Annotated in this window: 25 protein-coding genes and 3 pseudogenes; 16 read left to right on the top strand and 12 right to left on the bottom strand. The window is 70.1% G+C overall.

Going from position 1 to position 19,472, the window contains the following annotated elements; translation table 11 throughout:
• Positions 1-60 precede the first annotated feature (60 nt).
• Positions 61-1,146 carry a Gfo/Idh/MocA family protein gene (locus A3CE_RS0108625; RefSeq protein ID WP_026468297.1) on the top strand — a complete coding sequence of 362 codons (1,086 nt, stop codon included), beginning with the start codon at positions 61-63 and terminating at the stop codon, positions 1,144-1,146.
• A gap of 531 nt (positions 1,147-1,677) precedes the next feature.
• Positions 1,678-2,022: pseudogene (locus tag A3CE_RS57910) on the top strand (transposase); the annotation flags it as partial.
• Positions 2,023-2,161: 139 nt separating this feature from the next.
• On the opposite strand, the gene A3CE_RS0108610 reads toward A3CE_RS57910, so the two are convergent.
• The gene (locus A3CE_RS0108610; RefSeq protein ID WP_020639675.1) at positions 2,162-2,662 is read right to left on the bottom strand and encodes a nucleotidyltransferase domain-containing protein; all 501 of its coding nucleotides are present in this window, start codon (positions 2,660-2,662) and stop codon (positions 2,162-2,164) included.
• Between the two features lie 335 nt (positions 2,663-2,997).
• Between A3CE_RS0108610 and A3CE_RS50515 the strand changes: the two genes are divergently transcribed.
• Together A3CE_RS50515 and A3CE_RS59810 are read left to right on the top strand one after the other, a co-directional pair.
• Positions 2,998-3,252, top strand: coding sequence for a helix-turn-helix domain-containing protein (locus tag A3CE_RS50515; protein ID WP_026468295.1), 255 nt, complete (start codon positions 2,998-3,000; stop codon positions 3,250-3,252).
• Between the two features lie 294 nt (positions 3,253-3,546).
• Positions 3,547-3,921, top strand: a complete 375-nt coding sequence (locus tag A3CE_RS59810; protein ID WP_084641395.1) for a zf-HC2 domain-containing protein — start codon at positions 3,547-3,549, stop codon at positions 3,919-3,921.
• A 101-nt stretch (positions 3,922-4,022) separates the two neighbouring features.
• On the opposite strand, the gene A3CE_RS0108600 is transcribed toward A3CE_RS59810, so the two are convergent.
• Together A3CE_RS0108600 and A3CE_RS50510 are read right to left on the bottom strand one after the other, a co-directional pair.
• Positions 4,023-4,250 carry a hypothetical protein gene (locus A3CE_RS0108600; RefSeq protein ID WP_020639674.1) on the bottom strand — a complete coding sequence of 76 codons (228 nt, stop codon included), beginning with the start codon at positions 4,248-4,250 and terminating at the stop codon, positions 4,023-4,025.
• Between the two features lie 71 nt (positions 4,251-4,321).
• Positions 4,322-4,723, bottom strand: a complete 402-nt coding sequence (locus A3CE_RS50510) for a hypothetical protein (protein WP_245589463.1) — start codon at positions 4,721-4,723, stop codon at positions 4,322-4,324.
• 29 nt (positions 4,724-4,752) lie between these two features.
• On the opposite strand from A3CE_RS50510, the pseudogene A3CE_RS0108590 reads away from it, so the two are divergent.
• The 3 genes and pseudogenes from A3CE_RS0108590 to A3CE_RS0108580 form a co-directional block, all read left to right on the top strand.
• Positions 4,753-5,931 (top strand): annotated as a pseudogene (locus A3CE_RS0108590) (heavy metal translocating P-type ATPase); the annotation flags it as partial.
• A 146-nt stretch (positions 5,932-6,077) separates the two neighbouring features.
• Positions 6,078-6,776: an alpha/beta hydrolase gene (locus A3CE_RS50505; RefSeq protein ID WP_020639671.1), complete on the top strand. Its 699-nt coding sequence runs from the start codon at positions 6,078-6,080 to the stop codon at positions 6,774-6,776.
• A 63-nt stretch (positions 6,777-6,839) separates the two neighbouring features.
• Positions 6,840-7,490 (top strand): DJ-1/PfpI family protein, encoded by a 651-nt coding sequence (locus A3CE_RS0108580; protein ID WP_020639670.1) that lies wholly within the window; start codon positions 6,840-6,842, stop codon positions 7,488-7,490.
• A gap of 105 nt (positions 7,491-7,595) precedes the next feature.
• Here A3CE_RS0108580 and A3CE_RS50500 read toward each other — a convergent pair whose 3' ends face one another.
• From A3CE_RS50500 to A3CE_RS0108565, 3 genes are all read right to left on the bottom strand, one after another.
• Complete coding sequence (locus A3CE_RS50500) at positions 7,596-7,964, bottom strand: cupin domain-containing protein (RefSeq protein ID WP_020639669.1); 369 nt, start codon at positions 7,962-7,964, stop codon at positions 7,596-7,598.
• 180 nt (positions 7,965-8,144) lie between these two features.
• Entirely contained in the window at positions 8,145-9,017 is an 873-nt protein-coding gene (locus tag A3CE_RS0108570; RefSeq protein ID WP_026468294.1) for an SDR family oxidoreductase, read from the bottom strand.
• A gap of 53 nt (positions 9,018-9,070) precedes the next feature.
• On the bottom strand, positions 9,071-9,913 hold the full coding sequence (locus tag A3CE_RS0108565; RefSeq protein WP_245589462.1) for an SDR family oxidoreductase: 843 nt from the start codon (positions 9,911-9,913) through the stop codon (positions 9,071-9,073).
• 83 nt (positions 9,914-9,996) lie between these two features.
• Here A3CE_RS0108565 and A3CE_RS0108560 point away from each other — a divergent pair, with 83 nt between their 5' ends.
• Positions 9,997-10,632, top strand: coding sequence for a TetR/AcrR family transcriptional regulator (locus A3CE_RS0108560; RefSeq protein WP_020639665.1), 636 nt, complete (start codon positions 9,997-9,999; stop codon positions 10,630-10,632).
• Positions 10,633-10,877: 245 nt separating this feature from the next.
• Positions 10,878-11,012, top strand: a complete 135-nt coding sequence (locus A3CE_RS59230) for a hypothetical protein (RefSeq protein ID WP_260473813.1) — start codon at positions 10,878-10,880, stop codon at positions 11,010-11,012.
• An 8-nt stretch (positions 11,013-11,020) separates the two neighbouring features.
• Here A3CE_RS59230 and A3CE_RS50495 read toward each other — a convergent pair whose 3' ends face one another.
• The gene (locus tag A3CE_RS50495) at positions 11,021-12,004 is read right to left on the bottom strand and encodes a carboxylesterase family protein (RefSeq protein WP_245589780.1); all 984 of its coding nucleotides are present in this window, start codon (positions 12,002-12,004) and stop codon (positions 11,021-11,023) included.
• On the opposite strand from A3CE_RS50495, the gene A3CE_RS58410 reads away from it, so the two are divergent.
• The 5 genes and pseudogenes from A3CE_RS58410 to A3CE_RS0108530 all read left to right on the top strand — a co-directional run bounded on the left by A3CE_RS58410 (position 11,957) and on the right by A3CE_RS0108530 (position 14,388).
• Positions 11,957-12,121 carry a hypothetical protein gene (locus A3CE_RS58410; protein WP_020639662.1) on the top strand — a complete coding sequence of 55 codons (165 nt, stop codon included), beginning with the start codon at positions 11,957-11,959 and terminating at the stop codon, positions 12,119-12,121. The genes A3CE_RS50495 and A3CE_RS58410 overlap by 48 nt on opposite strands.
• 53 nt (positions 12,122-12,174) lie before the next feature.
• Complete coding sequence (locus A3CE_RS0108540; RefSeq protein ID WP_043790753.1) at positions 12,175-12,954, top strand: alpha/beta fold hydrolase; 780 nt, start codon at positions 12,175-12,177, stop codon at positions 12,952-12,954.
• Between the two features lie 166 nt (positions 12,955-13,120).
• Positions 13,121-13,222: pseudogene (locus A3CE_RS59805) on the top strand (CGNR zinc finger domain-containing protein); the annotation flags it as partial.
• 72 nt (positions 13,223-13,294) lie between these two features.
• Positions 13,295-13,930: a GntR family transcriptional regulator gene (locus tag A3CE_RS0108535; protein WP_020639660.1), complete on the top strand. Its 636-nt coding sequence runs from the start codon at positions 13,295-13,297 to the stop codon at positions 13,928-13,930.
• On the top strand, positions 13,927-14,388 hold the full coding sequence (locus A3CE_RS0108530) for an OsmC family protein (RefSeq protein WP_020639659.1): 462 nt from the start codon (positions 13,927-13,929) through the stop codon (positions 14,386-14,388). Before A3CE_RS0108535 ends, A3CE_RS0108530 begins: the two co-directional genes overlap by 4 nt.
• A 398-nt stretch (positions 14,389-14,786) precedes the next feature.
• On the opposite strand, the gene A3CE_RS0108525 is transcribed toward A3CE_RS0108530, so the two are convergent.
• Positions 14,787-15,635 (bottom strand): LysR family transcriptional regulator, encoded by an 849-nt coding sequence (locus A3CE_RS0108525; RefSeq protein WP_020639658.1) that lies wholly within the window; start codon positions 15,633-15,635, stop codon positions 14,787-14,789.
• Between the two features lie 69 nt (positions 15,636-15,704).
• On the opposite strand from A3CE_RS0108525, the gene A3CE_RS0108520 reads away from it, so the two are divergent.
• On the top strand, positions 15,705-16,037 hold the full coding sequence (locus A3CE_RS0108520; protein WP_020639657.1) for an ester cyclase: 333 nt from the start codon (positions 15,705-15,707) through the stop codon (positions 16,035-16,037).
• A 280-nt stretch (positions 16,038-16,317) separates the two neighbouring features.
• Positions 16,318-16,536 (top strand): hypothetical protein, encoded by a 219-nt coding sequence (locus A3CE_RS56310; RefSeq protein WP_125592399.1) that lies wholly within the window; start codon positions 16,318-16,320, stop codon positions 16,534-16,536.
• On the opposite strand, the gene A3CE_RS0108510 is transcribed toward A3CE_RS56310, so the two are convergent.
• The 4 genes from A3CE_RS0108510 to A3CE_RS0108495 form a co-directional block, all read right to left on the bottom strand.
• Positions 16,484-17,392 carry a hypothetical protein gene (locus tag A3CE_RS0108510; RefSeq protein WP_211231824.1) on the bottom strand — a complete coding sequence of 303 codons (909 nt, stop codon included), beginning with the start codon at positions 17,390-17,392 and terminating at the stop codon, positions 16,484-16,486. The two genes, A3CE_RS56310 and A3CE_RS0108510, sit on opposite strands and share 53 nt — an antisense overlap.
• Complete coding sequence (locus tag A3CE_RS56305) at positions 17,392-17,535, bottom strand: hypothetical protein (RefSeq protein ID WP_020639654.1); 144 nt, start codon at positions 17,533-17,535, stop codon at positions 17,392-17,394. Before A3CE_RS56305 ends, A3CE_RS0108510 begins: the two co-directional genes overlap by 1 nt.
• A gap of 625 nt (positions 17,536-18,160) precedes the next feature.
• Positions 18,161-18,481: a darcynin family protein gene (locus tag A3CE_RS50490; RefSeq protein WP_020639653.1), complete on the bottom strand. Its 321-nt coding sequence runs from the start codon at positions 18,479-18,481 to the stop codon at positions 18,161-18,163.
• A 58-nt stretch (positions 18,482-18,539) separates the two neighbouring features.
• Positions 18,540-19,433 carry an NAD(P)H-binding protein gene (locus A3CE_RS0108495; RefSeq protein ID WP_020639652.1) on the bottom strand — a complete coding sequence of 298 codons (894 nt, stop codon included), beginning with the start codon at positions 19,431-19,433 and terminating at the stop codon, positions 18,540-18,542.
• Positions 19,434-19,472: the final 39 nt, after the last annotated feature.

The raw sequence follows: 19,472 nt of genomic DNA, 5'->3' as shown, positions 1-19,472 counted from the left end.
TCCCGCTCGGAACACCCCACCGCCGTCGCCGGACGGCCGACCCCATCAGGAGGTTCTCCCATGTCCCCCACTGAGTTGCGCGTAGGAATCATCGGGGCGAACGCCCGAACAAGCTGGGCGCAGGTTTCGCACGTCCCGGCGATCCGGGCCCTCGACGGCATCACGCTGGCCGCGGTCGCCACCCGGCGGGAGGAGAGCGCACGCGAGGCCGCGGCGGCCTTCGACGCACCGACGTGGCACACCGACCCGCTCGCCATGATCCGGGACCCCTCGATCGACATCGTCACCGTGGCGGTCAAGGTCCCCGACCACCGCGACCTCGTGCTCGCGGCACTCGACGCCGGGAAGGCCGTCTACTGCGAGGCGCCACTGGGAAGCTCTCCCGCCGAGACGCAGAAGCTCGCGGAGGCAGCGCGGTCCGGGCTCGGCGTCATCGGTCTGCAGGGCCGCGCCAACCCGGCGGTGCGGCGCGCGGCCCGGATCATCGCCGAGGGCGGTATCGGACGACCGCTCAACGCGCGGGTCGTGTCGACCTCGTCCGGCTTCGGCGCGGTGACCACCTCGGCGTACGAGTACTTCGAGAAGGAGGAGTCAGGCGCCGCGCTGCTGACGATCACCGCCGGCCACACCCTCGACCTCGTCGAGGCGCTGCTCGGTGAAATCACCGAGGTGGACGCCCGCGCCGAGACCCTGTGGCCACACCCCGAACTCCTCGACACCGGCGGACAAGCACATCGGGAAGTACCCGACCACGTCGACGTCTTGGCCCGGACGGCTACCGGCGCGGTCGTGACCGTCGACGTGGTCGGCGGTGTGCCGCCCGAGGACGCGGACTTCCGGTTCGAACTGCGCGGCACCGACGGATGGCTTTCGCTCACCGGCGGTTCCCTCTACGGAGTGCAAGGAGGGGACCTCAACCTGGCGTCCAGCGTCTCCTTCGACGCTCCCGACAAGCCCGCGGCCCCTGCCACCGCGGAAAGCCCCGCGCTGAACGTCGCCGAGGTGTACGCCTGCCTGGCTCGCGACCTACGGACCGGCACCCGGTCCGCACCCGACTTCGCCCTCGCGCGGCACAACACCGACCTCATGGCGGCCGTGTCCCAGGCTGCGAAGTCCGGACGCCGGTGGAGGTCGGCGAACAGCTGAGGATCGGTGAACGCCGAGCCCGCCTTCGAAGTCGCGGGCGCCGGCATCGCGGCAGGCGGCCCGGTCAAGGGAGGAGCGGGCAGTGGATCGTCACAGCCGACGGCACCGCCTACTTCCAGCCTGCCGACGGCGCCCTTCGCCCATCCCTGATCGCCGCGCACACTCTGCGCGAACGCCCGACCTGGGCCCAAGTCACCCCTGGGCTAGAGCCTCCGCGGGCCGCAAATGAGAGCTGACGGACCACAGCGGCTCGCGCGAAAAGGCCAGATAGTTTGACGCCGGCGCCTGCCGGGGCGTCAGGTTACCTGTCGCGCTGCTGGTCGGCGCCCTGTCCTTGGCCAGCACAGCTGTCGCTTGACAGGCGACGGTGTACGAGGTCGCAGACCGGCCGTCGATCGGCGGTGGACGCTGGTACGCGTGGCCTGCCGACACGACCTATTTCCGGCCGACGTAACGCGCTGAATTGCATCGAACGCAACATTGCGCCGATCGGCGTGGTGGTGAAGCTGCTGGTCAGGGCGCCGACCGGAGAATCTCGACGACGACGAGACGCGTCAACTCGCCGACATCCGGTCCCGCTGCCCACACCTGGACCGCCTCGCGGAGCACGTCAAGGCATTCGCCACGATGATGGTCCAGCGGGAAGGTGAAAACCTTGATAGCTGGCTGTCCACAGTGGAATCAGACGAGCAGCCCGAACTGCACTCATTCGCCATCGGCATCCGCCGCGACCACGCCGCCGTCACCGCCGGACTGACCCTGCCCTCCAGCTCCGGCAAGGTCGAGGGAAACGTCAACCGGATCAAGGCCATCAAGCGCCAGATGTACGGCCGAGCGAAGCTCGACCTCCTCCGCAAACGAGTCATTCTGGCCTGACCACCGCGAAACTCACACCCGGTAACGGGACCACGGAATCCGCGCCAGAGCCCATCTCGCAGAGCGCCGTCACCAAGGTCTGCATCGCCCAGACCATCATCCGCAAACTCGTCGACAACAACGGAAATGCGGCGACACGTCAGGTTCCAATACGGTAGGAAGCCGGGAGCTCGAACCCGAACCGTGCACTCATCGCCTGAACATCAAGCCGATCCTTCGCCGCAGGCGGATAGGCAGTCTTGAACTGGAACATCCGTTCCGGGTTGATACACCGCACCTGCTCACCGCCGATCACGCCGACGCCGGAGAATGAGTCGTTCGGGTACTCGATCCCATAGATGCAGTTGCCGTCCTCGTCGAACTCGAAAACATGGACATCAACCGACCCACCGCCATCAGACCTTGCCATCACGAAGTTCCACTCCGTCGCACCGTCTCGGTTCTCAGCCGCGTAACCGAGCATCGCAAGACATTCCCGCAGCCGGGAGACCTCCTGGCGGCTGACCGCAACATCAAGATCGTTGTGATCCCTCGTCCGTCGACCGAGTAGCGCATCGACGCACCACCCGCCATCGATCCAAATCTCGATACCCGCAGCTTGGCACTCCCGCACGACCTCGAGGACCTCTGCCGTCTCCACGCCGACAGCCTAACCACCAGAGTCACGCAGCACTGGCGGATCGCGCGAATGCGGCGCAGTGTCCGTGCGACCCATACGTTGCGAGCGTTCGTTGCCGCCTGCGCGAGGCTAGTGTGCGGCGCGACCAGGTCGAAGACGTGGAAGCCGCCGGGCCACACGTGCCGTTCCGTCGGCACGCCGGCCTGCCGCAAGGTGGTGGCGTAGGCCATGTCTTCCGCGCGGAATGCCGTGGCGCGCGACATTATCGCCGCGCCGCACCAGGAACGCGGGCAGGCGCAGTTCATCGACCGGCCACCAGTGGTGGCAGCCCGCGCCGGGATCGGCGAGACCCTGGAATGGGCCCTGCAGCACCTGAGCGAACCGCCGACGTCACCGACCTCGCCGCGCACGCCCGGATGTCGGCCCGCAGTTTCGCCCGCACCTTCACCCTCGAAACCGGGACCAGCCCCATGAAGTGGCTCAATGCTGCCCGCGTCGACCACGCCCGCGAACTCCTCGAAACCACCGGCACGAGCATCGACGACATCGCCGTCCGCTGCGGCACCCCGGCCAACTTCCGGCAGCACTTCCGCCGGGCCACCGTCGAGTGAGTATCGCCGGATGTTCGCCGCTGCTTGCGCCGGTCGAGGTGCTGATCAGGGCAGCCTTTCGTGAAAGTGGTCCCCGAGGTCGGGTACCAAGGGAGATGGGACGGACCGGCGGCGGCTGCCCGGTAGCCTCAGGAGTGGAACCCCCGGTAGCACCGCCGGCCCTGGACGCGGGACCGGTCCGCGGCCCCGGCCGCGGTGGTGAGCCCCCGCGTTCCAGTGGCCGGCCCGGTGCAAGGGAAAGTTCCCACGGACATCCGCGGGAACTCCCCGGGAAGGTAGCCCGACTTCTCCGGCATGGACTGTCAGCGGTGCCGGGAAGCGGTGTCGGCGATGGTGGATGCACAGGCTTCGCCCGCCGAGGAAGCCGCCGCGGAAATCCATTTGTCGTGGTGCCCGGCGTGCCGAGAGACAGCGGAACGGCTGGTCGTTCTGACGCGCCTGATGCGGGTTCGGCCCGCCGGACCCTGTCCGGACTTCGCGACTTCGCTGCTCACAGCGTATGACGCGCACATGGGTAGTGGCCGGACGTCAGAGCCGGATCGGCCGAACTGCGTCCCGGAACACCTGGTGGTCTGGATCGTGGGAACGGGGCGCTGTGACTGCGCCGCAGGATGTTCGTGCGGTTGCCAGAAAGGGCAATCGTGCCGATGCCACGCGATCATCACTTGAATGGTCCACTGTGGAGGAACGGGGAAAGGGCTGTGGGCGCGACGCTCGGCCGGCTCCGGCGGGCGTTGAGCAGGCCGAGCGTCGCGGGCTTCACTCGTGGCTCAACCGGCCGACGGCGTCAGGACCTTGTCCAGCACGCCGGCCTTGACGTCGGCAACGAGTACCTCGAGCTGCTCGAGGCTCATCTCGATCCGCTGGCCGAAGTCGTCGGTGATGACGATCGCGCGCTCCGGCGGAGCGCCTTCGGCCACGTAGAGTTCAGGGCAGCCGCAGTTGCATTGGCCGCAGAAGGTCGCGATGTGGCGCAGGTCGGCGGGGTGTGAGGTCATCGTCGGCTCCTCGGGGGTTGAGTGGCTCCCTCGGTAGTCGTCCGGCGGACCCGGTTGGTTCCCCGCGATCATCAGGCCGCGCGGCGGCGGCTGGCCGGCAGGTGCGGGAACCGGCGGCGCGGACGGCGGCCGTCGCCCTTGGCGGCCGGTGGCTCCCAGCCGAGCGCGACTTCGTCGTGCGCGGTGGGCTCGGCGCGCGTGCTCGGGCTTGGTGTCGACGTGCGGCGGTGCTGGCGGCGGACGCCGTAGAGGAGCCCGACCCCGGCCACGAGCAAGCCGTGCGACAGCACGCGGGACACGGTGACCTGGCCGTCGGAGAGATCGATGCCCGACATGAGGCCGAGGACAGTCACGAAACCGGCCAGGGCGGGCAGCAGCCCCGAGGCCGTCGCCGGGCGCAGCGCCGCCCAGAGCAGGCCGAAGCCCACCGCGAGGTTCCAGGCCGCGCTCTCGTTGCCCAGGTGCGTCGCCATCTCCATCATTCCGCCGTGCTCGGCGTGGCGCTGCGGTGACCGGGGAGCCGGTCCCGGCGGAAGTGGCCGTCGGCAGCCGGGTGATCGGCGGCAGCGTCAACCGCAGCGGCCGCCTCGTCGTGCGGGCCACCGAGGTCGGGGCGCACACGCAGCTGGCGCAGATGAGCGCGCTCGCCGAGCGGGCGCAGGAGCGCAAGGCCGACGTGCAGCGCTTGGTGGACCGGATTTGCGCGGTGTTCGTGCCGGTCGTGCTGGGGATCGCCGCCGTGACGCTCGCGGGGTGGCTGCTGGCTGGGGAGCCGGTGCGGGCCGGCTTCGGGGCGGCGGTGTCGGTGCTGATCATCGCCTGCCCGTGCGCGCTCGGGCTGGCCACGCCGACGGCGTTGATGGTCGGCGTCGGCCGCGGCGCACAGCTGGGCATCCTCGTCAAGGGCCCGGACGCCCTCGAAGCCAGCCGCCGCGTCGACACCGTGGTCCTGGACAAAACCGGCACCGTGACCAGCGGGCGGATGACCGTGACCGGCGTCCGGCCCGTGGCCGGCCGGACCGCCGAGGAGGTCCTGCGAGCCGCCGCGGCGGTCGAGGCGGCGTCCGAGCACCCGATCGCCGCCGCCGTGGTCGCCCGGACCTCCGGCGAACTGCCCGAGGTGACGGACTTCCGGGCCCTGCCAGGGCTCGGCGCAGCCGGTCTCGTCGACGGCGTGCCGGTGCTCGTCGGCCGGGCGCGGCTGCTCGCCGAGGAGGGCGTCGTCGTCCCGGCCGAGGTCGAAGCGGACGTCGCCGCGGTCGAGAGCGAGGGCGCCACGGTCGTGCTCGTCGCTTGTAACGGCGAGGTGGCCGGGCTGCTGCTGGTTCGGGACGAGGTCAAGCCGTCGGCCGCCGAGGCGGTCCGCGCGCTGCACGCGATGGGCCTGAAGACGGTTCTGTTGACCGGCGACAACGAGGTGACCGCGCGGGCGGTGGCCGCCGAGGTCGGCATCTCCGACGTCCGTGCCGGCGTGCTGCCCACGGAGAAGGCCGAGGTCATCGAGCAGCTGCGGGCCGGAGGCCGCCGGGTGGCGATGGTCGGCGACGGCATCAACGACGCCCCGGCCCTGGCCACCGCCGACCTCGGCCTCGGGATCGCCACGGGCACCGACATCGCGCTGCGTGCCGCCGACCTGATCCTCGTCCGCGACGACCTGCGCGTGGTGCCCGACGCGCTGCGCTCGAGCGCAGCGCGCCGATGCTGCGCGCCGGCCGGCGCCCGTCGCGGGCGGTGGCCGTGTCCGACGTGCGTCTGCATGGAGCGCAGGGGCTGCTGGAGGCGACGCTGTATGTCCCGGTGTCCGGTCGTGATCGCTCGGGTGCTCTGGTGTTCTTCCACGGTGGCGGCTGGGTGATCGGCAGCCGGGCCGGCTACGACCACGTGGGCCGGTTCCTGGCCGAGCGCACCGGCCATCGGGTGCTGTCCGTGGACTACCGGCTCGCGCCGGAGGACCCGTTCCCGGCGGCGGTGGACGACGCGCTCGCGGCTTTCGACGACACGGTCGCGCGTGCTCGCGAGTTCGGCGTCGACCCGGACCGGATCGTCGTCGGCGGGGACAGCGCGGGCGCCACCCTCGCCGCGGTGACCGCCCGTCGCGCCGCCGACCGCGGTGACGGCCCTGTCCCGGCGGGACAGTGGCTGCTGTATCCGGCCACCGACCTGGCGGCTCGGCATCCCTCACGGGACCGGTTCGGCCAAGGGTTCCTGTTGACCGATGAGGACATCGTCTGGTTCCAGGACCACTACGTGCCTTCCGGAGCCGACCGGACCGATCCGCTCGTGTCGGTGCTCTACGGGACGGTCGCGGCAGCGACCCCGCCGGCTCATCTGGTCACCGCCGGGTTCGACCCGCTGCGTGACGAAGGTGAGCGGTACGCGGAGAAGCTGCGGGCGGCAGGCGTGCCGGTCGAGGCGGTGCGCGAAGCCGACCTGCCGCACGGTTTCCTGCCGTTCGTCCATCTGGGTCCCCGCTTCGGCGAAGCCGTGTCCGAGAGTGCCAAGGCCCTCCAAAGGATGCTGGACTGACCTGTTTCCGCTTTTGGTCCTTTGAGGACATTGCTTTTTCCGGGAAAGATGAGGAGTTGTGCCATGCACGTGCAGATCGCGCTCTACGACGGATTCGACCCCCTCGACGTCCTCGGTCCCTTCGAGGTCTTCCACTCCGCCGGCCTGTTCTCCGGCGGGCAGGTGACCACCGAGTTCGTCACCGCCGAAGGGGCGCGGGAGGTGCCCAGCGGGTTCGCGTCGATCACGCTGACTGCCACAGCGGTCCTGGATCCGGGGAAGGAGAGTGTGATCGTGGTTCCTGGGGCAGCCGGCGGCCTGTCCATGGATCCGGCCGTGGAGGGCGGCATCGGCCGGCTGCTCGCGGCGGCGGGACGCAGCGAGCTGCCGAACCGGCTGCGCGAGGCCCTGGCCGGGCCGGACGCGGCCGTGGCGACCGTCTGCGGGGGATCGATCCTGCTCGCTCACGCGGGTCTGGCCGACGGGCGTCCGCTGGTGACCCACGAACGCGGCCGCGACCTCGCGGGGACGAAGGCGGTTCCGGTCGAGGCCCGGATGGTCGACGACGGCAACCTGCTCAGCTCCGGCAATGTCACGTCCGGCATCGACCTGGCCCTGCATCTGGTCGAGCGCGAAGTCGGGCCGCGAGTGGCCCACGCGGTCGGCGAGCTGATCCGGCACGAGCGCCGGGGCACGGTCTGGAGCACCACCGGCGCTCCCGTGGTGGCCGCCTGAGCAGGTACCGGGCGACGCTCGGCGTACGTGGCCGGCCCAGGCGGGAACACCGCTGGGCCGGCCACAGCCGACGAGGAAACGGCAGGCTGTCTTTCTGGGCCAGCCTCAGCGCTGGGGTGCGGTCTGGGCCCAGGTATTGCTGCTGAGGGACGACCAATAGTTGTCGAGCAGCCGGCCGAATGCCTCCGGGTTGGGTAGCTCGAGATCCTTCGGCGGCAGCTCGCGGCGCTCGGCCGGTGTCGCGATGCCGGCGATGATCTGCTCGACGCCACCAGGTGCGTAGCCGTTGAGCACGTGTGTCTCCTCGGTGGTCGTGAACCCGTGATCGGTGCCGCGGGGGATCCAGATGGAGTCCCCCGCCGTGGCGGTGAGCTCGCGCGGACCGACCTGCATGTCCATCGAGCCACTGAACACGAAGAACCACTCGTCGACGTTGTGGACGTGCAGCGGCGGCCCGACGCCGGCCCGCTCCACTGTTCGATGACCGAGAACGAGCCGCCGGTCTGGTGGACGTCGGCCAAGATCACCCACAGCGTGTCGTAGAACCAGTAGGCGGGCGCGTCGTCCTTGCCGGCGACGAAGGCGTCCCGGGTCGGGAACGTGGTGGCGGGGTGGGGTGACGACATCGCAGCTCCTGTCGGTTGCGGTGGGAAGTCAGTGGATTGTGGTGCGCTGTGTGGCCGTGCGCACGACCTCGGCGAGAGGCGTCGCAGGACGGCCCAGCAGCCGCGCGAGGTCTTGGCTGTCAGTCGCCAAGTCACCGTGGGCGATGGAAACATCCAGCGCCGCGACGAACTCGGCGCTCCCTTGGTCGAGGCCGGCTTGCCGCAGGGAGGACTTGTACTCCCCGACCGACAGGTCGCGGTAGACCACCGCGGTGCTGGTGACCTCGCTGATGACCCGGGCCAGCTCGGAGAGGTCGAAGGCCGGTCCGCCGAGTTCGTAGCTCCGGTTGCCCGGTTCGTCCTGCAGCAACGCCGTCACCGCGGCGCGGGCGTAGTCCCGGCGTGTCGCTGCTGAGATCCGGCCGCTGCCGGCGGCGCCGAGGATCTCGCCGCGCCGCAGGTATTCGTCGAGTTGACCGGTGTAGTTCTCGGTGTACCAGCCATTGCGCAAGAGCGTGAACGGGATACCGGCCCCGCGCAACGCGCGCTCGGTGTCCTGATGCTCTTCGGCCAGCGGGTTTGTCGTGGCATCGGCGTTGAGCATGCTCGTGTAAACGATGCGCGACGTGCCCGTCGACCTGGCGCCCTCGATGACGTTGGTGTGGTGGATGACCCGCCGGTCCGGCTCGCTGCTGGAGACCAGCAGCAGCCGGTCGACGTCGGCCAGCGCGACGACCAGGGACGACGGGCGGGAGTAGTCCGCCTCGCGCACCTGCACTCCACGCCCGGCGAGATCGGCGGCCTTGCCCGGCGTGCGCACGACAGCAACGACGTCAGAGCCCGGAACTCCACGGCTCAACAGTTCCAGGACGGCCAAGCGTCCCAACTGGCCTGATGCTCCGGTAACCGCGTAGATGGGCATGGTCTCCTCCTGGACGGGCTGTCTGACGGGTGTTTCGGCTCCGCTACGGGGCTTCACGAGAACGTCGAGATGTGGTCGGTGACGAACTGTTCGAAGTCGCGGGCCGGCCGGCCGAGGATCGAGGGCACGTCGTCGGTGACGTAGTCGCAGTCGCCCTCGGCGAACAAGCCCACCGCTTGGGCGTTCATCGCGGCCAGGTCCGCCGGTAGGCCGGCGTCGATCATGGCCTGCGTTTGTTCTTCGACCGTCAGCGGTTCGAACGCGATCGGCCGGCCGAGCAGCTTCGAGAGCACCACCGCGGCGTCCGCGAATGAGAGCGACTCGGGGCCGGTCGGCCAGTAGGTCTTCGCCGCGTGCGAAGCCGGGGCGAGGGCGATTTCCGCGGCGACGGCGGCGACGTCCCGCGTGTCGATCATGCCGAGACGGCCGTCACCGGCGGCCGAGCCGAAGCTGCTCTCCTTGGCGATCGACGGGGCCGACATGAAGAAGTTCTGCATGTAGGCGTTGTTGCGCAGCAACGTGTAGCCCAGCCCGGAGGCGATCAGCCCGTTCTCGATCTCGGCCTGGCCGCGCCGCCGGGCGATCGGTGAGTCCGCCGATGCCTTGCTGGTGACCTTCACGACGTGCCGGACGCCGGCCCGGACCGCGCTATCGACCACGTTCAGCTCCTGGGTGGGGATCGCCGGGCTCACCAGCACCACCGACGAGACCCCTTGCATCGCCGCGTCGACGGTCGCCGGAACCCCCAGGTCACCGGCAACCACCTCCACTCCCGACCGCGCTAGAGCGGCGGCTTTCTCGAGGTTGCGTACCAGGACCCGAACTCTTTCTCCTCGATCGGCGAGCAGCCGAGCCGCCTCCGCACCCACCTTGCCCGCGGTCGTAATCAAGATCATCACGGTGCTCCTTCAAAAACTTGTAGTTGACTCTAAAAATAGTACACGCACGAAACTTGGAGCGTTGCTGGTAGTCTGCGGAGGTGCCGAGTCCGGGACTTCGCGAGCGCAAGAAGGCGCGCACCCGCCGGCTCATCGCGGACACGGCGGCCCGCCTGTTCGCCGAGCACGGCTACGAACACGTGTCCGTCAGCGACGTGGCGCGCGAGGCCGAAGTCGCCGAACAGACGGTCTACAACTACTTCCGGACCAAGGAACAGCTGGTCACCGACCGCGAGGAGCAGATCCGGCAACGGCTGTGCGACCTGGTCCGAGACCGGCCCGCCGGCACGAGCCCGGCGGCCGCCGTCCGCGCCTTCGTCCTCGATTCCGTCGCCGGGATCCGCCGGATTCCGCCGAAGCTCTGGCGGGGCGAGCTCGGGCACCTGGCGGCCGTCAGCCCGGCCGTCCACCGGCTCGCGCTGGAGCTGACCGACCGCCAGGCCGAGGCCATCGCCGAGGCCATCGCCGACACGACCACCGTCCCGCCGGAGATCGCCAAACTGCAGGGGATCGCGCTGGCCGGCGTGTTCCGGATCATCATCGGCGAGGCCGGTCGGCGCACCGTCGAGGGCGAAACCCAGGACGCGATCGCCGACAGCCTGTACCCGATCATCGAAAGCATCCTCGACGAACTCGACCGCTGGCTCACTGCGCCGCGACCGCCGACATCACTGTGACGGCAGCAGCCGGAAACGCTAAAACCGGAAGCAGGTCGGCCGAGTGGCGCTGTGGTGGCGGCCGGCGGGAACGCGAACGCCGTGCCCACGCCGCACCCGGCCGCTGCATCGACGAATCCGGGCCAGACCTCCCAGTACTCCGGACGCAGACCGACGGTCAGGTCGGTGACGGTGACCGGTTCGCCGGTGGCGAACGCGGCGACCGATGGTCCCTCGCCGGCGGTGTACTGCAGTTCCTCGACCTGGTGTCCCCACCGGTCGGTGGCCGCGAGTTCCTGCTGGGTCAGCCCGTGCGTGAGGGCCAGGACAAGGGAAGCGTGGGTGGCCAGCGGCAACAGGGTGTCGCGGTCGGCGTCGTCCAGGAGGTTCGCGGTGCGTGAATATCCGTTCAGGGTGCCGACGGATCGCCCCGTCGCCGGGCGGCGCAAGCGCGGTGACGGACGGCGTCGAGGCCTGCTAGTAGCGGGGCGGTGCCCTCGAAGGGCGGGTTGCCGACGCTTTCCGCGGTGGGCTGGTCGGTGACGGCGGGCCACAGACGGGTCTGCTCGCCGGTGGCGAAGTCGAGCACGATGTCGCGGATCCGCGTGTCACGCTCGGCTTGGTCGGGGCTGCGGTCCGGTTGTTCCTGGCCGACCAGGGCGTACATCTCGGTGCCGTGCACGGCGGGCGCGCCCTCGGCGGGCCCGATCGTCAGGAGATGAGCGGTGCCGGCCGCGGCGGCGTGAGCCAAGGCGCCACGAGCTGCGGGGAGCCCGAAGAGGTAGTCCGCCATGACCGCGGCGCGGACCTCGGCCGGGGTGCGGCCGTCCTGGTCGTAGGCCTCGACGAGCTTCTTCGCGCGGGAGCGGGGGATGCGCCACCCCGCGACTTCGTCGGTGATGCGGTCGACGGTGTGCGGGTCGAACCGGGCGAGGTCGTTGGTCACCCACCAGTCCATGTCGTCGCTGGCCATGCTCAGGAGTACGTCGATGTCCCGGTGCGAACCCGAGGCCAGGACGTCCTTGGGATGGGCGTGCACCGCCGCGCCGGGCTGTCCGGCGTCCAGGACGACGCCTGTGGCCTGGTTGTCCACCCCGCCGCGGACGCCGAGATCCGTCGGGCAGACCGTGCGCAGGGCAGCCACCAGGGAGGCCGGGTCGAGGTCGATCAGCTTGTCGGGGTTGTCGGCGACGTCGAGTTCGGTGACGAACCGGTGTGCGAGTTCCTCGGCCCACCAGGCCGGGACGATCCGTGCCGGCCCGCCGGAGAACCCGGCCAGCCGCCGGTACAGGTTGTCGGCGGAGGAGGCGCCGAGTAGTCCGAAGGTGGAGTAGGCGCCGGCGCTGTGGCCGAAGACGGTGACGTTGCCGGGGTCGCCGCCGAAGTGGGCGATGTTCTGCTTGATCCAGGTGAGGGCGGCGATGACGTCCTGCAGGCCGAGGTTGCTGGCTTCGGCGAGCCGGCCGCCCCGGCGATCTCGATCATGGTCGGGCCGAGCGGACGTGTTTGAGCGCCGTGGTTACGCTCGGCTCACCACCGATCTTGACTGCAGGGGAGCAGACTGTGCGTACCGCCACTGTGACGGCCGACGGTGACCAGATCCGCTGGGTGGAGCTGCCGGGCCGGGAGCCGTCCCGTGTCTACGTGCATGGTCTGGGTGCGACTTCGCCCGCCTACTTCGCCGAGGTTGCGGTCCACCCTCTGCTGGCGGGCCACCGTTCATTGCTCATCGACTTGCTCGGGCACGGCATCAGCGACCGGCCGACGACCTTCGACTACACCTTGGAATCACACGCCGATGCCCTCGCCGCGGCCCTTGGTTCCGCGGGCGTCACCGGCGCCGAGCTGATCGCGCACAGCATGGGCGGCTCCGTGGCCATCGTCCTTGCCGCCCGCCATCCGCACCTCGTCTCCCGTCTGGTCCTGGTCGACGCCAACCTCGACCCGATCCCGCGCACACCCGGTTCCAGCGGCAGCAGCGGCATCGCCGCGTACTCCGAGCAGGAGTTCCTGGCAGGCGGCTGGGAAGAAGTCCGCGACCGGATCGGCCCTCACTGGTGGTCGACCATGCGCCTGGCCGGCCGGGAAGCCCTGCACCGCAGCGCCACCCATCTCAGTCGCGGCACCGTCCCCACCATGCGCGAACTCCTGCTGGACCTGAAAATCCCCCGGACCTATCTGCTGCCCGAGGCCGACGGTCCGCTCCCGGGCACCGATGCACTCACCGAAGCCGGGGTGGCCGTGGTCCCCATCCCGGACTGCGGGCACAACATCATGCTGGACAATCCGCAAGTCTTCGCACACGCCACCGCGGCGGCCCTCGGGGACCACGGCCGGGCATAGCAACCTGCCTGCGAGCAACAACGGGGCGTGCCGCGGAGACGGCCGCACGGGTTCTTCGTGCGTGACGACGAAGGAATGGTCACCGGCACGCACCTGGTGGCCACCGTCGCCCGGGACGCCGCCGAGCTGCTGACCGGCCCCCTTCGCACACCGCAGCCACACCTGCGCCGCCGAGGACTGTCACCTCACCTACGTCGACGCCTCACGCCCCGGCCGCCGCCGCTGGTGCTCCATGGAGCACTGCGGCAACCGCCGCGAGGTCAGGGCGCTGCACGCCCGCAGCACCCGCGCACACGACTCCCTCTTCCACTCGACGTATTCTTTGTATACATTGCATGCAATGGACGTTTACGACGAGGTCCGCGGCCTGATCGTGCTCGGCAGGTATCCCGCCGGGCAGCCGGTCACCGAGCTGGAGCTGTGCGAACGGCTCGGCGTCAGCCGCACGCCGGTTCGGGAAGCGTTGCGGCGGCTGGAGAGCGACGGTCTGGTGCGGCCCGCGCGGCGTGGTGTGACGGTGGTCGAGCTGGACGCCAAGGCGCTGCGGGATGTCTACCTCGTGCGCGCCTGCCTGGAGGCGTTGACCGCGGAGCTGGCCGCCGGCCGGCAGCGGGACGGTGAGCTGTCCCCGGCGAGCCTCGCCCGGCTCGTCGAGCACGCCGATCTGGCTGATCAGGCCACGCGGCAAGGAGATCTGGTCGCGGGTGTCCGGCACAACCGGGCGTTCCACCGGTATGTCGCCGTGCTTGCGGACAACCCGGCGGCGTTGGCGGTGCTGGACCGGATCTGGGACCAGATCACCGTCTCCACCCGGGCCTCGCTGACCGCGTCGCCCCGGCCGGTCCGGGTGGACGACGAGCACCGGCGGCTGATCGAAGCCATCACGGACGGCGATCCGCGGAAGGCCGCCGCCCACGCACGTGAACACGTCCTGGCCACGATGTCCGTTCTCACCGAGCAAGGAGAAGAAACGTGAGCAAGCAGCACGACTACCGGGTCACGGTGCGCTGGAGCGGCGACACCGGGGCCGGATATCGCGGCTACGTGCGGGACCACGACGTGCTCGTCGAGGGCAAGCCGGTGCTGAAGGGCAGCGCCGACCCCGCGTTCCGCGGCACGCCCGAGCGGTGGAACCCGGAGGAGCTCCTGGTCGCCTCCCTGTCGGAGTGCCACATGCTCACCTTCCTGTCGCTGTGCGCGCGGGACGGCGTCGTGGTGACCGGCTATCTGGACGCCGCCAGCGGTGTCATGCGGGAAGAGCCGGGCAACAGCGGCCGGTTCACCGAGGTCGTGCTGCGACCCGAGGTGACCGTCGCCGACCCGGCCATGGCCGAGCGGGCCGAGGCCCTGCACAAGCAGGCGCACGACACGTGCTTCATCGCCAACTCGGTGAACTTCCCCGTTCGGCACGAGCCGGTCACGACCGGTTCGTGAGCACGGCGTGTCCGTGTCCGGGGGTGGCACACCCGGCGCAGGCGGACGAGCACGCTCGTGTGCTCGCCGGGCGGACAGTCCAGGTTCAGCCCGCAGGCGAGCAGCACGGCTCCGGAGTGGACGGTCCCGGAGCCTCGTCGCGGTAACGGGCATCCCGGCGGATGGCGGCGTAGAACTCGCCCTTCGACACGGCCTGCATGAGGAGCTCCTCCCGACCATATCGATGCTCCCACCGCAAGCACCCCAGGTCTTCACGCTGGTCGACCGGTCCTGGGCGCACCGGGTGTCCGAAGTGGACCCGGTGACCATGGACCCGGCGGCCCGGATCGGCCTGGACCGGCTGCTCGACCTGTACCACTGGATCGAGATGTACTCCCCGGAGCTGCAGCCGGCTGAGGCTACGGCGTGCGCGTGGCCGTCCGGACGAAGGCGGCCACGCGCGGCGACCGGGACGTCGCCGGCCAGGCGACCTGCAACCGGACGTCGCTCAGCCCGTCGATCTCGCGGTAGGCCACGCCTTCGCGGGGGTAGCGGCGGGCGACGGACACCGGCAGGAACGTCACCGCCTGGCCGAGTTCGACCAGGCGCAGCGCCTCGGCCAGGTCCTTCGCCGGGGGCCCGAGCCGTTCGGGCGGCGGATCGGCCGGCCGGGTGCGGGGATCGCGTGCGCGGTAGTACGCGTCGAGCCGGGCGTCGACGCCGGGCCACGTCACCGCCGGGCGGGCGAGCACTTCGCGCAGCGTCCTCGCTTCCCGCCCGCTGGGCTGCGCGGCGACGCGCGACTCGGTGGCGACCTGCTCGACGTCCAGGCCCGCGCGGTCGAACGGCGCCGCGACGAGCGCGACGTCGCCGCGGCCGTCGCGGAGCATGCTCGCCGCTTCGTCGCCGGTGGCCGCGAAGAGCAGTTCGGCGGGCTCGCCGAGCGCGTCGAGAATGCCGGGCAAGAGCCCGAGATCACCATCCGGTTTGGACACGACGACCAAGCCGCCGGCCCGCCGCGCCCGGCGGGCCGCGGCCCGGGCGGCCTCGACGGCGGCGCGGGCGTCGGGCAGCATCGCCTCGCCGGCGGGCGTGAGCGCGACCCGGCGCGTGGTGCGGTCGAACAGCGCCACGGCCAGCTCGCGTTCGAGCGCGCCGACGGCCCGGGACAGGGACGGCTGGGTGAGCCCGAGCCGGTCCGCGGCCCGCCCGAAGTTCAGCTCTTCGGCCACCGCGACGAACGCTTCGAGCCGGCGCAGATCATTCATACGCGATCAGCATAAGAGGCGGTGTCCAGCGCATTTCCGCTCCGGCCCGGCCGCTGGTTGCCTGGGGACATGACCAACATCGACGTCGTCCGCCGCTACCTGGACGCCTTCAACCGCGGCGACCTCGCCGCGTTCGACGAGCTGATCGACCCCGCGTACGTCAACCACAGCCCGAGCCTGCCGGACCTGCCGCGCGGGCCCGAGGGGCTCAAGCCGATCGTCGCGGACCTGCGGCGGCAGGCACCGGACCTGCGCTTCGAGGAGGTCCATCTGCTCGCCGACGGCGACCTCGTCGCGGCGCACCTGCTTGTGCACGGGTTCGGGCCCCAGCCGGCGCGTCAGATGCAGATTGAGCGCCTGCGGAACGGCCGGATCGTGGAACACTGGCGCGTCACGGCCTGAGCGGCGACGCCGTCCGCTCAGCGGCGGACCTCCCGGACGGCGGCATGACGCAGGTGGGCCGCCGGGTGGCCGACGCCGTCGCACCCGGCGGCCATCTCCTCATCGTCGGCCATGGGCCGGCTGCGGAGTTCACCGAGCTGACTGCTGGCCGGCGCGCGGCGATGTTCCGCGCCGAGGATCTGCTGCCGGTCTTCCGGACGGCTTTGACGTCCTCGGCGTCGAGCAGAGGTCACCGAAACGGACGCCAGGACCGGCGTCCGTGGCACCACGACGATCCGGTATGCCCCTGCTGCCCGACGACCAGTCTCGGTCCGTTCGGGCGGGCGCGCGTCACCACCTGGGTGGAACCGGCGTCGAGCGCGCCTTTGTCGAGGAAAGACTGGCGGCCGGTGACCACACGATCTACAACCACTGCCAAGAGCGCACGTCGTTCGCCGCCGATTGGTTCAGTGGACGAGCCTTTCGAGTGTTTGGCGTGTTCGGCGTGATCGGTGGCTGACCCAGACGTTCTTGTCCTGCGGGGGCCATGCGTAGGCCGGGTGCCCGTCGTGGATCAGGTCGAGCAGTGCGGGTTGGTCGAGGTCGTGGGCGGCGTGTTCGTACAGACTGCGGGCGCGCGGCAGGATCACGCCGTAGTCGACCAGGTGGCCGAGGTAGTTCTCGGCCTTGAGCACGTCGGCGGGCTCGATGTCGTCGAGTGGGTAGCGGGCCGGCAGGATGGTGCGCAGGGACAGGAACGCGCCGGTAGCAGGGTTTCGGGGATCTGCCAGCCAGGGGCCGGCCGCGGCGAAGCGGCCCAGGGCGAGCCCGGGGTCGGAGAGCAGGCAGTCGGTGTAGAGAATCCGCAGCAGGGTGACGTCCATGAAGAACCGTTCGACGGGCAATTCCCGGTCGGCCAGATCGCGGTGGGCGAGGTAGCCGGCGACGATGCTGGAGTTGTGGGCCCGGTACCAGGTCCGGGGTGCCGGGTTGCGGAGGAAGGTCATCCATCGGCCGACCTCGACGGAAGGGGTGGAGAGGTCTTCCTCGCGCAGCCGGTACTGAGCTTCCAGCGCGTCGCGCAGGAGGCTTTCGTTGACCGCTCGCCACCATGGGCTGCCGCCAGGTGCCGCCTCGGGTGGGTTGAGGACGCCGCGGCGGATTTGCCAGCGCATGAACGCCAGTTCCGCCCGCCGGTATGGCCGGATGGCGCGGTTGCTGTCGTAGAACCGGGTAGCCAGCGCCAGCCGGGCCGCGGGATCGTCGCGGACCGCGGCGACGATGCCTGCTGCGGTGCGCGCCGTGGGACTCGCTCCGGTCATGGCTCGGCGGTGGTGTCCCGGCAAGTCGTCGACCGTCGTTCGTGTCGTGGTCATCATTCGCCGACCTGCGAGCGCTGGGTGATTCTCACCTTGCGGATGATGTCGTCGGCGAACTTCTGGGTTTCTTCCCGGGTGTGGGCGCGGATCGCGAAATTCAGGGCGGACAAGGAGCCCAGCGTGCGCAGGAGCGGCGTCATGGTCAGTTCGACGGTGCAGTGGAAGTCCGTGGTTTCGGCGGTGCGGGCAGTCAGCTACGCGACGAGATCGTCGAGGCCGCCACCCGCCTCGTCGAGGACCGCGCCGATCCGGCCGAGATCACGCTGCGGGGCGTGGCAGCGAAGCCGGCATCACGGCACCCTCGATCTACGCTCACCTCGACAACCTTGACGCCGTCATGAACACGGTCGTGTGAATCGAGGGCCTGGGCCGGTGCGGGGATGCCGGCGTGCTGAGAGCCGGTCTGTGTGGTGACCGGGAGCGACGACTGGGCCGGTTCGGCGTTGGCGGAGGCCGACGAGAACAGCAGCAGAGCGAGTACAGTGGCAGCAGCCGCACCGGCGACCAATGCTCTGCCCGAAGCCGATAGCTTGTTCCGCGCTCAGATCAAGCTTCTTTTCGTTGGCTTGTAAGGTCCCCGCGGCTTTGTCGCATCCGCCGGGACCCGATTCAACCGCCGACGCAGGCCGGGGCACGCGCCAGGACTGCGGACATGGCTGTTTGATTCGACGTGTCGGCACGTTTGGGCAGAACCCGTTGTGCCCCTTGCGGCACGGTATCTCAGGTGGTGATGGTGGCCAGCGGGTCGAGGCCGTAGTTGCGGGCCTAGCCGTTCTCGGTACCGACGAGCAGGTCGACGACCTCGAAGTAGCGGTCCCAGAATGGCGTCTCCCGCAGCGCTTCGACGAGGAGCTGGTAGGAGTGGTGGTCGTCGGCCTCCCAGACCCAGACGTCGGTGACGCGTGCCGAGTAGAACTCGGTGTCGTAGAAGCGCGACCGGACCTTGGTGGTCTTGGCCTCGATCGTGGGAAGGACTTCGGAGGTGAACGCGTCCACCCGTTCCTGAACGGACATGGCGAGCCATTCAGGCGTGGTCTTGACGAGCATGAAAGCGGTCACGGTCGCTTCGGTTTCTTCGGCGGGCATGGCTGGTCTCCTTACCCCAGTTGGTTTCGACGTGCTCGGCATCACGGATTCCGTGGCGTCAGGGCAGGACGGCGGGCTTGAGGATGTCGGCGCACCACTGCTCGAAGGTGGTGGGAGAAGCGGTGTCCGCGGTACGGGTGACGCCCGCGTCGAGGCCGTTGTCCTTGGCCTGCTTCATGTCGGCGATGCCCTGGACGAACGTCTCGTCGAGGCCGTAGCCGACGAGAGCGATGCGCATCTCCTCGAGCGGCTGACGCTCGTAGCGGACGGGGCGGCCCAGCTGTTCGGTCATGATTCGAGCCAGGTCGTGGGGGGACAGGTCCTGGGGCCCGAGAACCGGGACGTCGGCAACGCCGGTCCAGGAGCGGTCCAGCAGGAGGCGGGCTGCCGCGGCGGCGATGTCGGCGACGGCAACGAGAGGAGCTTTGCGGTCGGCGTCGACGACATCGGTGAAGACGCCGTTCTCGCGGATCGAGTCGGCCTCCTCCAGGAGGTTCTCGAAGAAGGACGGGTTGGCCAGAGCCCGGTAGGCGACGCCGGTCTCCGCGATGAGGTCGTCCATGGCAAGAGAAGCGGTGACGAGTCCGGCACGGTCGGCGAACGGAGTGCCGCGGCCGAGCGCGGAGACGCCGACGACGTGCCCGACGCCGTGGGTGGCGAGCGCCTTTGTCGCGGGACGGGTGAAACCGCTCCAGCGGTCCGCCGGAGTCAGGGACGAGTCCGGCGGGACGAGCCAGAAGACGGCGTCCGCGCCTTCGAAGGCCCGATCGACGACCTCGGGGTCGCCGTGCGAGCCGACGATCACCTCGATGTGGTCGCGCACCGCCTCGGGGAGCCGGGCGGGGTCGCGGACGATGACCCTCAACTCCTCGTCGTGCGCGGGCGCGGCCTCCAGCAGCAGGGGCAGCAGGTGGCGGCCGATGTTACCGGTGGGGGCAGTGATGACGATCATTGAAACCTCGCGGGTCGTGCCGGTGGGGATGCCTCCATC

Origin of the sequence: Amycolatopsis balhimycina FH 1894 (assembly GCF_000384295.1) — a bacterium.
GTDB lineage: Bacteria > Actinomycetota > Actinomycetes > Mycobacteriales > Pseudonocardiaceae > Amycolatopsis > Amycolatopsis balhimycina.
Note: the sequence above shows the minus strand (reverse complement) of the source record. Positions and strands in the feature narration are given on the sequence as shown.